Source organism: Deltaproteobacteria bacterium (genome assembly GCA_016180855.1).
Taxonomy (GTDB): domain Bacteria; phylum UBA10199; class UBA10199; order JACPAL01; family JACPAL01; genus JACPAL01.
Genome location: JACPAL010000009.1, coordinates 1 through 13,870 on the forward strand (window position 1 = coordinate 1; position 13,870 = coordinate 13,870).

The following is a 13,870-nucleotide window of genomic DNA, read 5'->3' on the forward strand; positions in this document are numbered from 1 at the left end:
AAATATCCCCGCCGTCTGCCGATGAGGAGGCATACATACCGGCTGTTTCACAGTGTCCTAAAGGGTCTTCATAAAATTCAGTTCTACTTATAACGGCGTCCTTGAGAACCCCTTCGATCACCTCATTCTCTACGGGAGTGAATCTTGCCTTTCCCTGAGTTAGCCGAATATAATCTTTCACAATCGATGTTGCAGAGGGGTGGCATTCTTTTCCTTCACACGGTTCCTCAGGCCTTCCTTGCAGCGGAACTAGTTTTCGTTGACAAGCCCCGAGGCCAACGGCCAGTGAACCAAAAATCAAGAGATTTGATAGACGCATAGGTAAGCCCTCCTTCTTGCAAGGCGTAATCGGAGAGACCGTGTTTCTGTTGCTTGATATTTGTATTTCTCAGAAATAGAACAATGATGTGGCAAAAATTCCTTTCTCTTCAGACATGATTCCCCGAGGGGACGACCGGATTACACCGTACACCACCGATGTTCTTTATCATGGAGAGCCGGACTGGGTTTATCGGGCCAGAGACTTTAAGGACCTTCAGGAGATCTTGAGATATTGCGATCAAGAGAAGATTCCGGTCACCGTCAGTGGAAGCCGGACTGCCTTAACGGGTGCAGGGATCGCTGAGGAAGGAATTCTTGTTGCGATGGAGAAGAAAAACCGGCTTTTGGAGATTGGCCTTGATCCCGTTACAAAGGTTCCATCCGCCACGGCCGAACCGGGGATTCTTTTGGGAGAATTTCAGCGACAGATTCGTGAGGCCGGCTATTTTTATCCCCCCGATCCGACGAGTCGTAACGATGCCCAGCTGGGCGGGACGATCGGGACCAACGCGACAGGGGAGGATGCGCTCCTCTATGGCCCGACACGCAAGTATGTCCGGCGCCTGAAAATACTCAAGGCAAACGGAGAGGAAATCATTCTGGAGAGAAAACAGCCGTACCGGGGTTCGGTCAAAAACAGGGCCGGTTATTTTCTGGGGGGAGACCTCATTGATCTTTTTGTCGGATCAGAAGGAACCTTGGGGATTGTCACTGAGGTCACGGTTGATCTTCTTCCGGCTGAAAGGCCTTTCTTTGCGGGCTGGGCCTTTTTCCCGGATCTTCATTCCGGTCTTGAATTTGTGGTGGCGGCCTTGAACAGCTCTTCGATTAAGCCAAGGGCATTGGAGTTAATTGACAACGAATCACTCCGCATTGTCGCCACAAAAGAGAGGGCCCCCTCCGCCTGCCAAACGGCCGATTGTGCGATCACCTTTAAACAGGAATACTCGGATGAGCAGGAGATGGGGCATCGGATGGAGGGATGGCTTCATTTGTTGGAAGGGATTCTTAACAAACGGAATGCCGCACACCTGGTCAATGAGATCGCGATCGCGATGGATGAGCCGGCCCAACAAAATTTTCGTCTGCTCCGTCATGCGATCCCCGCCTCGGCGAATGAAGAGGGGAGGCGATATCAGGTAAACGGGGGCGGAAAGATAGCGACCGATTGGTGGGTTCCTGTGGAAAAGATTCAGGAGATGATGGGGCTCGTGGAACAAGAGAGTCGCGAATCAGGCATTCGCTATCTCGCCTATGCCCATATTGGCGATGGCCATCCACATCTCAATTATATAACCAAAAATGCCGATGAGAAGAGACGGGCCAATGGGCTGTTGATCCGTCAGTGTGAAAGGGCCGTGAAACTGGGCGGTGGCGTTGCCGGAGAGCATGGCGTCGGAAAGCTCTTTAGGAATCTGCTCCCGATCCAATATCGATCAACGGTTGTTCAAGAGATGAAGAAGATCAAGCTTTCCTACGATCCCCATCAAATCCTTGGAAGGGGAAATTTGTGGAGCCTTGATTAGGAGGTCGCCCAGTCCCAGATCTCCTCAAAGTGACCACGCTCATGGCCGACAGACGCCTTCTCTGCATTCTTTCTCCAGGCCTCTTTCTTCTGGGCTTCGACATCAACATCGATTTCATGGTTGATCCATTGATCTTCCCCATCTCTTCGAGAGGCGATTTGGGATTCAATCGCTAACAATGATCCATGGATCGAACCAAACTGGCCACGGGCACGGCTCGCCTCATTGATGGTGCCCATATTGTTAAAGATACCAAAAAGGGGAGGGAGGAACCAATCCCAGACAGGATCATGTCCGTCGCTCACTATCTTGCTCGTGACCCCCTTCGGGACAAGGGCCTGAAGTCCTTCTTCGGAGATAATAGCATTTGCGTAGAGCTGTGCAACGAGGGGACGCAGGCTCTCAAGCCCTGTCTTTGCAGCCTGGGCACACCTTTGGGCGGCTGAGGCCTCTGTGGAGGCGAGCGCTCTGTACATGAAGCTGTTATCCTTCGTCTCTGTGTGACACGACGAGTTACCGTCAGAGTCTGTATCACAGACTCTCACAATATCATTCCTGTGCGCCTCGGCCATGACAAGATAGATATTCTCTTGATTGCGGTGCTGAATCGCCTCATCAAGATTTCTGTCGATGTTTCTCGCAATGTCGGCCGTCGGTTTTACGAGGGAGTCAAACGTATTTTTGAGCCGCGTGTGATGATCAAAGTGGGTCTTGTAATCTTCGCGCGATGCATAAAATTTTCCACTGATCCTCTGCCGCATCCGGCCGTTGTAAGTCGCCCTTACTTGAATTTCCTGGTCAATCTCTGCCGTTTTGAACTCCTTGAGTTCGGTCCGGGCCGTTTCTGCCTGATACTTCATGAGACCACCAAAGAAGGAAGGGGCTATCTTTTCGTAATCCTCAATATTCTTTTCGAGTTTCTTGTACGCAAACAGCTGTTGACTTGAGGCGGTTCCCATTTCGTCCAGGAGCATCGCCATAAAACCTTCAAAACCGTCTTTTGCTGCCTTCGCTTCCGTCTCTTGAGAGCGCTGCTGCCAGGTAGAGAGGAGCTCCCCTCCGACTCGGGAGGTCGGATCCGTCGAATATCTGTTTTCATTGAGGTCGGCACGTGTATAGGTCATTCGGTCAAACACCTCATATTTTTTGGCCAGGTCGATCGGATCTTTTGTGCGGTTCTCAACCCTTTTAGCCGCACGCGCGACGGCATTCTCAATATGCTTTTTGATACGTCCATGTCGCTCCCGCGCCTTTTTGCCTATCTCATCGAGCTCCTCGGCATCCCCCTTTTTGGCGGCCGCCTCGACCTCGGTCATGTTGTTGGCGCTCTTTGATTTGGACCAGACCTCGTTTTCATGTTGGGCATGGAGGTAGATGGCAAGAACGGTAATACCGGCCACCAGGGCGATACCACCACCAATAAACCACCCCTTATGGATAGGGGGTCGATGAAGTCCAAATTGCCCGGTTCCATCAGAACCCCAATCACCATAACCAGCCATTCCCAAGAGCAGGGTTGTCCCAATGACCTCAAGAAATCGATTCTCCCGCGATCTGGCGATCTGAAAGGTCTCTTCCGGATCGGACCGACGTTGAGAGGGTCCGCCAATTTTCTGAAATAATTCAAACCTGTCTGATACAGGGGGGGGCGTAGGGTTGTAGTTCCCAAAGGTTGCTGGTTCGTAACCGATACCGTTGTCTCTTAAAGAAGCAGGGTGAATCATAAAGCTGTAGGTATTGTCGTTTTGAGTCCCAGGAAGGTTGCTTGAAAACTTCAAACCAACCGGTTTCGGTGGCGGCCTTTGAGAAACGCCTCGATATTTTTACCAACCTCATCAATGACCCGCTGTCGTGACTCACGGCTTGCCCAGGCGACGTGGGGGGAGAGCAGGACCTTTTTGCGAACTGATTTTTGGAGGAGTGGATGATTTCGGGGCGGTGGTTCCTCTGAGAGGACATCGGTGGCATAACCGGCGAGTTGGCCTTTTTTTAGTGCATAAGCCAAATCTCTTTCGTGAACTACTGCTCCGCGCGCCACATTAATGAGATAAGCAGATCGTTTCATGAGCCGCAGATTTTTCTTATCAATAAGATGGCGGGTTTGGTCCGAGAGGGCTGTATGGATGCAGACAAAATCAGACTGTCTTAAAAGGGAGGGGAGTGAAAGACGCCTCGGTTTTCCGCCGTATTTCCGACGGGGCAGTTTAGCAATCAAGATCGTCATTCCAAGACCCTTCGCCAGTCTGGCAACACGTTTTCCAATCGCCCCATAACCGATAATCCCCAACCTTTTGCCGGCAAGATCCTGGAACGCATAATCCAGGATATTATAGAAAGGCGAGCGACTCCATTCTCCGGAGACGGCTGATTCGTGGTGTTCCAAAAGGCGGTGGCCCAATGCCAAGATAAACATGAGTGCATGTTCGGCGACTGTTGGTGTGGAGTAGCCGGCGACATTGGTGATCGCAATGCCCCGTCGTTTGGCGGCCTTCAAATCAATGTTATTAACGCCGGTTGCCGTGACGCAAATCAGTTTAAGTCGGGGGAGTTTGGAGAACTCTTTCTCGCCGATCTCTTCCTTGTTGGTAATAATAATATCGGCCCGCCTGGCTCGGAGGAGAATTTGAGAAGAATGGTGGAGGACATTGTAATGTCGGTATTTTCCAAGTTGTGAAATTGGTTTTATATCAAGGTCGCCAATATTCACGGTTGCTTCATCCAGGAAAACAATAGTTGGCTTCATTTCCATTCCGCTGTAACAAAGCTGTCGAAAGGCGTCAAACATGCCCTCAGCCCCCTTTTGTCCGAGCCGAATCTATGTGGATCGTGCCGTTCTCGATCAACCATTGACCCAAAAGATCCTGAGGCGGTTTCAACAAGTTCCTACTTCTATTATTGATGACCCTAAACAGCTCAAGAAACCGGCTGAGATGACCTGGGCGAAGAAGGGATTACTTCTGACATGGCTTAAACCCGATCCGATCAAGGAATTCAAGGCGATGAGCCAGAGTGTGGGCCATTCGTATTATTCAGCGGACCTCGTTTCGAACTGTCACCTGGAGTGCACCTACTGTATCCTGCAGAGTTATCTGGGGAATAATCCGCTCATGACCGTTTATACGAATCAGGATGAAATTTTTGAGAGGATGAAAAGACAGTTGATGCAGTTGCCGTTAGGGGCGGTGGTCGGTACAGGCAAGATTGCCGATTCTCTGGCTATTGAGGAGATCACGGGCTACGCGGCCGCTCTTGTGAGGCTCTTTGCAAATCAGTCCAGAGCCCTGTTGGAGCTTAAGACGAAGAGCAATCGGATTGAGCCTTTGGTTGGTTTGGAACATCGGGGCGAGACGGTGATCTCCTGGTCCCTCAATCCGCCGGCCTTAATTCAGGCAGAGGAGTACAAGACGGCCTCTTTTGAAGAGAGAATTCTGGCGGCCAAAACGGTCTCAGAGAGAGGCTATCCGGTCGGATTTCACCTCGATCCAATAATTGCCCATGCGGATTGGAAGAAAAATTATCAGGAGGTTTTCAAAACAGTTTTTTCCTGCCTTGAAGAGAGACAGATTGCCTGGCTGAGCTTAGGCACCCTCCGTTTTCCGATGAGACAAGCGCGCCTCATGAGAAAGAGGTTCCCTAAGAATCGGTCGGTTCTGGAACGGTTGGTTTCCACAAACCGCAAGACCGTTCATTATCCCGAGGAGCTCAAAGAAGAGATGCTTGATTGGTTTCAGGACCGCCTCGGCCAATATCTCCCTTCGAACAAGATCTATCGATGCATGGATTTTTAAAGAGCCTCCCCTAAGATATCTTCCAGGGCATTCTTCAATGTGGGATAGGCAAACTGATATCCCGCTTCAATAAGTTTTTTGGGATACGCCCTTTGGCCCTCCAGAAGGACATCGGACATCTCTCCTAAGAGCAGGCGAAGGATGAAGGCAGGGACAGGTATCCACGAGGGGCGGTGAAGGGTCTGCCCTAATATTTTACAGAACTCTTTGAGACAAACTCCTCCGGGAGCGGCGAGGTTAACAGGGCCCCGGATCTTTTCATTAGTGAGAGCAAAAAGGATTGCATCTCTTTCATCTTTCCAGTGAATCCAGGGAAACCATTGAAGGCCTGACCCCAACGGTCCTCCAACAAAAAACCGGAAAGGGGGCAGCATCATTTTAAGGGCTCCTCCGTTTTTGCTTAGAACGATTCCTGTTCGAAGAAGAATCACGCGAACGCCGAAAGTTTCTGCCTCCCTGGCAACCGCCTCCCAGTCGCGGCAAAGCTCTGAAAGGAACCCTTTGCCGTTTGGGGACTCTTCCGTAACCTCTCCTTCGGGGACATTGCCATAATATCCGACTGCCGAGGCATTGATGAGGATGTGAGGCTTCATGAAGCCGTCTTCAATGGTGGTGACAAGAAGCTCTGTTGATTCAATGCGGCTGTCACGCAGGTCTTGTTTCACAGAGTTTGACCAGCGATTTTTCACAAGCGGCTCGCCTGCGAGATTAATGACAGCTTCTATATTTTCAACTTGGTGAACCCACTCTCCTTGAGTCTTGCCATTCCAGAAGACAGTTTTTGTTCCTGGGGCAACGTTGATCGGATTCGCTTGTCGAGATAAAAGGATCACCTCATGCCTTGCTTCAAGCAAGGCCTTGAGAAGAGGTCTGCCAATAAAACCGGTTCCCCCTGTGAGCAGAATCTTCATAAGTAGGAGGGATTTTACACTTTCTCCCCTTGGGGGGCGAGTCGATTTTACCAGCCAAGGATCATTGCAAAAATGAGGGGTGCAACGATTGTTGCGTCCGATTCAATAACGAACTTCGGGGTATCGGTCCCCAGTTTTCCCCAGGTGATCTTTTCGTTCGGAACGGCACCCGAATAGGAACCATAGCTTGTTGTTGAATCGCTGATCTGGCAGAAATAACCCCACAAAGGGGCATTCCTGATCTTTAAATCAAAATGAAGCATCGGTACAACACAGATCGGAAAATCACCGGCAATGCCGCCACCAACCTGAAAGAAACCGATCGAGTGATGTTTGGAGGTCTCCAGGTACCACACCGCCAGCGACTTCATATATTCAAGACCTGTCTTCATGACAGAGAGATCCTTGAGCTGCCCTCTCATATGATAGCCGACAAAGCCGTTTCCCAGCGTTGAATCTTCCCAACCCGGGACGAAAAGGGGGATGTTTTTATCGGCAGCAGCGATCATCCAGCTGTCCTTCGGTTCAATCTGGTATGACTTTTCAAGTCGGCCCTCTTTAAGGATCTTGTAGAACAACTCATGGGGGAAATATCTTTTCCCCTGCTCTTCGGCGTTTTTCCACTCCTCATGCATCAGTTTTTCAATCTTGAGCATCGCCTGTTGCTCCGGGATACAGGTGTCCGTGACACGATTGTACCTCTCGTCATAGAGCTGCTTTTCCTCTTTAGGCGTTAAATCACGATAGTTGGGAAGGCGCTTGTAGTGGTCATGGGCCACCAGATTGTAGATATCCTCTTCCAGATTCGCACCGGTGCAGGAGATCGCATGAACCTTCTCCTGACGGATCATCTCGGCGAGTGAGATGCCAAGCTCGGCGGTACTCATGGCGCCGGCCAGCGTGACGAACATCTTACCACCGTTTTCGAGGTGCTTTTGGTACGCTTCCGCCGCGTCAACAACCGTTGCCGCATTGAAGTGCCGGAAGTGCCTTTTGATGAATTTGCTGATCGGTTTCTCAGTCATGACGTCTATTTCCTATTTTTATTTCAAAAAAACTTTTTTGACAACAACCTTTTTGATTTTAAAAGATTTTTCGTCCCTTTTATCATTTTTTCTTCAAATTATTTTCTGGGTTACATTTTTTAAGCCAAGGACAAGGATATTCCAAGAAACATTTAATCCTTAAAGCCGATGATAACTATACAGGGAGGTAGTGCTATGCTTACTTTAGATTATTATCGGGCGGTGAGGGCGGGTATTAGGGAATTAGCGAGGTATGAAGCAGCAACTCATGGTGTAACTCCTATAACCAGTGGATTATTAGAACAGGCAGAACATTTAGCCGCTATTGGCGTTATGCCTAAGGCGTTAGGCGATGTGAATGAGTTCGCTTTGGCGTGTGATGCTTTGGAGGGCTTTTATTTGGCAGTAAAAAGGTGGATGCTGGTTCGAGAACTGCCGCGAGAAGAATTATCGGCGTTGAGGAATGCTTACTTAAGTGCAGGATCCCCAGCGAACCCTAATCCTATGTCTGCCATGGTAGAACTTTCATGCAGGCTGGACCATGTGAGACGAATGGCGGCCGGTGCCTTCAATCTTGTCTTTGAAGGGGTTGATACAGTTCATATAGTAAGCGCTGGTTGTTAATATTTTCCGCAACGACGGTTAAGGGGGTGTCGATGGTTTTGTGTAACCATAGCAGAGATGAGCACCTTAAACCCACTTCGATCCTGTTCTAACAATCTTGGGTCGGCGTACGTCGCCGATGAAATCGGTTCCTGTAAAAAATCTGAAAATGAGGAGAAAGGGAGACGGTACCTAAGGCAGGGTGGGGCACTTGCCTTTCTTGGATTTCAGACATGGGCTTTTTATATTGCCCCGAAGTATTGGGCTGGAAAGGCTAAGTGGATTTCCAAGCTGGATCACCGCACGCCGTTCGACCTTTTGATGAATATTGCAATCTGTGGTGGGCTGGAACTGCTATTCAACCAGTCATCTCATGGTGAGCCCGGAGACCGGACCTGGGTTTTTTGGCCGAGTCAGTGGGAGAAGATCCCTGAGACGGTTATGAAGTGGGATCTCCTGCCCGCGGCCACGCTTATCCTGGACGGTTTCTCAGGGGGGGTCCTGCCTAAATTTGGAGCGGAAGGCCGACGGTTTGGACAATATCAACGTATGATGACGCTGGGAGGGAGACTGAAGAGCCGTGAATACATTTGTGGAGACCCGATTGGGCTCCTCAAGCCCGGTTCGAGGCTTGCCCAAGCGGTTGACTGGTTCTCCTCCAAGATGACCAAAATTCCGGGCAAAACCTTGTCGGCAAATCGTCTGGCTCGTTGGCCAGGCTCCTTTGGCGGATCGATGGGCCGTTTTGGTGTTTTCTTGGCGGATATGATCGTCATGAATGTTATCTATTCGCTGGTCTGGATCCCGACGCTTACCCTCTATATCTGGTCACTCGATGCCCCGTTGGAGGATAAATTTGACTACGCCCTGAAAGGATTTATCGCGAATGTTACCTTAGGTTCGCTCAGAAGGACCATTCTCTGGAGAATTTTTCCGGAGAAGGCGATGGGGAGTGGAGCTTACTATTTGTGTAACACTGGTGGATATGTGCTCGTTCAGGGGGCTATTATGATGACCAACGGCTCCGAACGTTCAAATGGCTAGAGCTCATTTCAAAACCGGCGATCTGCGGCGTTGTCCATCCTTGCGACTCCTCGACGTACAGGCAAGTACGCCTGCGTCGCGCTCGGACGGCCTGCCTTGCATCTCATCCGGTTTTGAAATGACTTTTAATATCCCTAAATTAAGAAACAGTTTTCTTGGTGAACCGATAATCAAGGCATGAATCATTGGAGTAAAATTTTATGATATCGATTCTGGCTACTTCTGCCGCCCCGCGGGTTGAAACAGAGAGGCGTGAGGAGAGTCCGATCCTTAAGTATAGTGCGCCTCTTGCCGTTGTACTGGGACAAGTTTTGCTGTTTCGCGGACTCCCTTCCTTCTTCGGGGGGCACTTTAAATCGCTCAAACAGTTTCAATGGTACCGCACCTTTTTGGCTCGTCATCCTGAACTGTCGGTCAGGAGATTGACGAAGGCGCAGATCAAGGCGGGAGAGTCCTTTATCCCCAAAAACGTTTTGGAACGGATCGACCACGACTGGGAAGGGATTTTTGCCAACGTCGCGATTTCAACCGGTATTGAGCTGGCTCACCAGTCCTGGCGTGGAGGAGAAGAGGGGTTTGTCTGGGAGCCGGAGAAGTGGGATCTGCTGCCGGCCAGCTATTTTATCCTCAACAACTTTGCCTTTGGTGCCGGCACCAAATTTTTTAGCAATTCGAGACTTTACAGCTGGGTTGTCAACGGATTTAGGAGGGGCGGACCGATCCAGACAATCAATTATGGAAAGGACCTCAATTTCATCGGCCTTGGACCGACGACGGGTAGTGGTGTTGGAGGATTTCTGAGCAGAAAGGTTTATTGTCATCCAAAGAACGGGCTTTGGCATTTGTGGAAATGCGTCGCGATGAACGGTCTGGTGAGTATCGGCTGGGCCGTCTCGCTGATTCCGGTTGCGTGGACCACCCAGTCTTCGGATGAGAAGTCGTGGGATTACATCCTCTGGACGGCCGGAGTTTATGCGATGACGGGGGGATTCCGCCATGCGATCACGCACCGATTTTCGCCGGCCCCCGGCACATGGGGAAATTATCTCTTAAGCGATGTGACTTATACGGTCCAGCAGTTGGGGGTTATTATCTACAAAGGTGCCTACGCCTAACAGGTATTGACTTCCAGCGCGCAATGTCTTTAGCCTTTTGTTTCAATGGCTGATTTCGTTCACCTCCATCTTCATACCCAATACAGTCTCCTCGATGGTGCGATCACCATTTCGGAACTTTGCAAGAGGGCCAAAGAGTTTGACATGCCGGCGGTTGCGATGACGGATCATGGCAACCTCTTCGGAGCGATCGAGTTTTTCAAGAAGGCGGCCGAAGTGGGAGTCAAACCGATTGTTGGTTGTGAGGTTTACATCGAATCGCACGGAAGCCGGTTTGATAAAAAAGTCAAAAAAGGGTTTGAGCCGTACCACCACTTGACCGTTCTTGCGATGAACCAGGCCGGCTATCATAATCTCTGTCGCCTCGTAACGGGGGCCCACCTGGAGGGGTTTTATTACAAGCCGCGCATTGACAAACAGCTCCTTGAACAGTTTCACGAGGGGTTGATCGTTCTCTCCGGTTGTCTTTCGGGGGAATTGGCGGAAGCGGCCCTTCAGGGTGGAATCACCCAGACAATCCCGATTGCCGATTATTTCAGGAAACTATTGGGCGACCGATTCTATCTTGAAGTTCAGGAAAACGGTCTGGCGAGTCAAATGAAGTTTAACGGGGTTCTCAAGGAGCTTTCTCAAAAGCTTTCGATTCCGCTCGTGGCAACAAACGACTGTCACTACCTTTTGGAGAAGGATGCGGCGGCCCATGAGGCGCTCCTTTGCATTCAGACCGGCAAGACCCTCCAGGATGCTGACCGGATGCGTTTTGAGACGCCGGCCTTTTACATGAGGTCTTCGGAGGAGATGAAGGCCCTCTTTACGGATCTGCCGGAGGCGCTTCAGGCGACGGTTGAGATCGCCTCACGGTGTGAGATTGACCTCAAATTCAAATCGTATCACTTCCCGAAATTTGAGGCGCCGGAAGGAAAGGATCTTTTTGGCTACCTGAAGGAGAGGACCTGGCTTGGGTTTGAGGAACGCTGGAAAAAGATTATGCCGCGTTTTTCCAGCCCGGATGAGGAAAGAAAAAAATATGAGGAGCGGCTTGAGCAGGAACTCCAGATGATTCAGAAGACCGGCTTTGCCGGTTACTTTCTGATTGTGGCCGATTTTATTGAATATGCCAAAAAGAACGGGATTCCGGTCGGTCCGGGACGCGGTTCTGCCGCAGGAAGTCTCGTTGTCTATTCCCTGAATATCACGGATCTCGATCCGATGCCGTATCATCTCCTTTTTGAGCGTTTCATCAATCCCGAACGTGTCAGTATGCCGGATATGGACATCGATTTCTGTATGGACCGACGGGACGAGGTGATCCACTACGTCCAGAAGAAATATGGAAATGTGGCCCAGATTATCACCTTTGGAAAGATGAAGGCCAAGGCGGTGGTCCGGGATGTCGCCCGTGTCATGAACATCCCGTATGCCGAGGCGGACCGGATTGCGAAAATGATTCCGAATGCGCTGAACATCACGCTGGAGGAATCGATCCGGATAGAGCCCCGCCTCCAGGAGCTGATCGACAAGGAAGAGCCAATAAAAAAACTGATCTCGATTGCCCAGTCTCTTGAAGGGTTGAACCGCCATGCATCGACTCATGCTGCCGGGGTGGTGATCTCGGATCGCCCCTTGGTTGATTTTCTTCCGCTCGCACGAGGTCAAAAGGGGGAAGTGATCACCCAGTACGACATGAAGGCGATTGAGGAGGTCGGGCTCATCAAGTTTGATTTTCTAGGGTTGAAAACGCTGACGGTCTTGAATCAGACCCGCAAAATCATCCGACGGACAAGGAATCTTGAGGTTGATCCCTCCAACATTCCCTTGGACGATCCGGCCGTCTACGAGAATCTCTCTCATGGAAACACGACAGCGGTCTTCCAGCTTGAGTCATCCGGGATGCGGGAATTGATCATCAAGTTGAAGCCGTCGGTCTTTCCCGATCTGATTGCCCTCGTGGCCCTCTATCGGCCGGGTCCTCTCGGAAGCGGGATGGTGGATGACTTTATTAACAGAAAGCATGGGAAGGTACAGGTCCATTACGAGATTCCGGAGCTTGAACCGGTCTTGAGTGAGACTTACGGTGTCATTGTCTATCAGGAACAGGTGATGCAGGCCGCCTCACGCCTCGCCAGTTTTTCACTGGGGGATGCCGATCTTCTTCGCCGGGCGATGGGAAAGAAGAAGCCGGCCGAGATGGCCCAGCAGAAAGACAAGTTTGTCAAAGGGGGCGTCACGAACGGATTCACGGCGAAAAAGATGGAGAAGATATTTAATCTCATGGCCAAGTTTGCGGAATACGGCTTTAACAAGAGTCACAGTGCGGCGTATGCCCTGATTTCCTACCAAACGGCCTATTTCAAGACACACTACCTCGTGGAATATATGGCGGCGGTTCTGACCCATGAAATGGGGAATACCGACAAGATCATGCTCTACATCGCCGACTGCCGGGAGCAGGGGATCTCGATCCTGCCGCCTGATATCAACGAGAGCTTTACCTATTTTTCGGTCGTTGGTCCTCGGGAAATCCGTTTCGGTCTCGCGGCGGTCAAGAATGTCGGTACTGCAGCGGTGGAGGCGATGTTGGAGGCGAGGAAAAAGGAGGGGCGCTTTAATTCTTTCGATCATTTTTGTGAGTCAGTCGATCTTCGACGGGTCAACCGGCGCGTTTTTGAGGGTTTAATCAAGGCGGGGGCGTTTGACTCCCTTGCGATTAAGCGGGCCCAGGCGATGGCGCTCCTGGACCAGGCGCTTGAAAGGGGAAGCAGTATTCAAAAAGAGAAGGCAACGGGACAGGGGGCATTATTTGGTGGTGGGGCTGCCCATCCCTCTCTTCCCTCTCCCGACATTCCCGAATGGTCGTCGATGGAGAAATTGCAGGGGGAGAAAGAGACACTCGGATTTTACATCACCGGTCATCCTCTCGATTCTTACCTGGATCAGTTGGAAGTGTCCGGTTGCCGTACAACGGATAAGATCAAGGAAGAGGGCCGTGATGGAGAAGAGGTCCTTTTGGGTGGCATTGTGAACTCTCTTCGAGAGGTGGTGACCAAGAAGAACGATCGAATGGGCTTTGTCGGGCTGGAAGATCTCAGGGGGACCCTCCCGGTGATTGTCTTCTCCGAACTTTACCGGCGATCCCTCCCGTTTTTAAACGGGGAAAAACCGATCGTTGTTCGTGGAACGGTTGATGCGACCGAGGAGGGGATCAAGATCATTGCACGCGAGATTTCTCTGCTTCAGGGGGGGCTCCTGGAACGGCCACGAGAGGTCCATTTTTACTTGTCATCAAGGTCGGTCAACCGTCTTCAGCTCGAACGACTTAAGGAGTTGCTGGCGCGGCACCGTGGAAGGGCCGCTGCATTTATCCACTTGAAGGGAGAGGAAAAGGGTGAGACAATTCTCTCGTTGCCGGAGGATCTGACCGTTAACCCGTCTCCGGAACTCAGAATGGAGGTTGATTCACTTTTTGGAGCACCCGTTACCACCGTTCAGTAAGACCATTGAACGCGCACTTACTTTTGGATTCTACCGGAGTCGCCG

11 protein-coding genes are annotated in these 13,870 nt (G+C 50.8%); 6 read left to right on the forward strand and 5 right to left on the reverse strand.

Features of this window, described 5'->3' with window-relative positions; genetic code table 11:
- Positions 1 to 319: hypothetical protein (locus HYT77_04510; protein ID MBI2067256.1), on the reverse strand; the 319-nt coding region annotated here is incomplete at its 3' end.
- A gap of 88 nt (positions 320 to 407) precedes the next feature.
- Here HYT77_04510 and HYT77_04515 point away from each other — a divergent pair.
- Positions 408 to 1,847 (forward strand): FAD-binding oxidoreductase, encoded by a 1,440-nt coding sequence (locus tag HYT77_04515; GenBank protein ID MBI2067257.1) that lies wholly within the window; start codon positions 408 to 410, stop codon positions 1,845 to 1,847.
- Here HYT77_04515 and HYT77_04520 read toward each other — a convergent pair.
- Both HYT77_04520 and HYT77_04525 read right to left on the reverse strand, forming a co-directional pair.
- A complete protein-coding gene (locus tag HYT77_04520) occupies positions 1,844 to 3,625 on the reverse strand; it encodes a hypothetical protein (protein ID MBI2067258.1) in 1,782 nt (593 codons plus the stop codon). The two genes, HYT77_04515 and HYT77_04520, sit on opposite strands and share 4 nt — an antisense overlap.
- Entirely contained in the window at positions 3,622 to 4,590 is a 969-nt protein-coding gene (locus tag HYT77_04525) for a D-2-hydroxyacid dehydrogenase (GenBank protein ID MBI2067259.1), read from the reverse strand. Before HYT77_04525 ends, HYT77_04520 begins: the two co-directional genes overlap by 4 nt.
- Before the next feature lie 40 nt (positions 4,591 to 4,630).
- Here HYT77_04525 and HYT77_04530 point away from each other — a divergent pair, with 40 nt between their 5' ends.
- Complete coding sequence (locus tag HYT77_04530) at positions 4,631 to 5,635, forward strand: hypothetical protein (GenBank protein MBI2067260.1); 1,005 nt, start codon at positions 4,631 to 4,633, stop codon at positions 5,633 to 5,635.
- Here the strand turns inward: HYT77_04530 and HYT77_04535 are convergent.
- Positions 5,632 to 6,546, reverse strand: a complete 915-nt coding sequence (locus HYT77_04535; GenBank protein MBI2067261.1) for a TIGR01777 family protein — start codon at positions 6,544 to 6,546, stop codon at positions 5,632 to 5,634. The two genes, HYT77_04530 and HYT77_04535, sit on opposite strands and share 4 nt — an antisense overlap.
- 47 nt (positions 6,547 to 6,593) lie before the next feature.
- The gene (locus tag HYT77_04540; GenBank protein ID MBI2067262.1) at positions 6,594 to 7,571 is read right to left on the reverse strand and encodes a deoxyhypusine synthase family protein; all 978 of its coding nucleotides are present in this window, start codon (positions 7,569 to 7,571) and stop codon (positions 6,594 to 6,596) included.
- 195 nt (positions 7,572 to 7,766) lie between these two features.
- Between HYT77_04540 and HYT77_04545 the strand changes: the two genes are divergently transcribed.
- The 4 genes from HYT77_04545 (at position 7,767) to dnaE (ending at position 13,825) form a co-directional block, all read left to right on the forward strand.
- On the forward strand, positions 7,767 to 8,195 hold the full coding sequence (locus HYT77_04545; protein MBI2067263.1) for a hypothetical protein: 429 nt from the start codon (positions 7,767 to 7,769) through the stop codon (positions 8,193 to 8,195).
- A 57-nt stretch (positions 8,196 to 8,252) separates the two neighbouring features.
- Positions 8,253 to 9,218, forward strand: coding sequence for a hypothetical protein (locus tag HYT77_04550; GenBank protein ID MBI2067264.1), 966 nt, complete (start codon positions 8,253 to 8,255; stop codon positions 9,216 to 9,218).
- A 200-nt stretch (positions 9,219 to 9,418) separates the two neighbouring features.
- Positions 9,419 to 10,333, forward strand: coding sequence for a hypothetical protein (locus HYT77_04555; protein ID MBI2067265.1), 915 nt, complete (start codon positions 9,419 to 9,421; stop codon positions 10,331 to 10,333).
- A 45-nt stretch (positions 10,334 to 10,378) separates the two neighbouring features.
- A complete protein-coding gene (gene dnaE, locus HYT77_04560; GenBank protein MBI2067266.1) occupies positions 10,379 to 13,825 on the forward strand; it encodes a DNA polymerase III subunit alpha in 3,447 nt (1,148 codons plus the stop codon).
- Positions 13,826 to 13,870 lie beyond the last annotated feature (45 nt).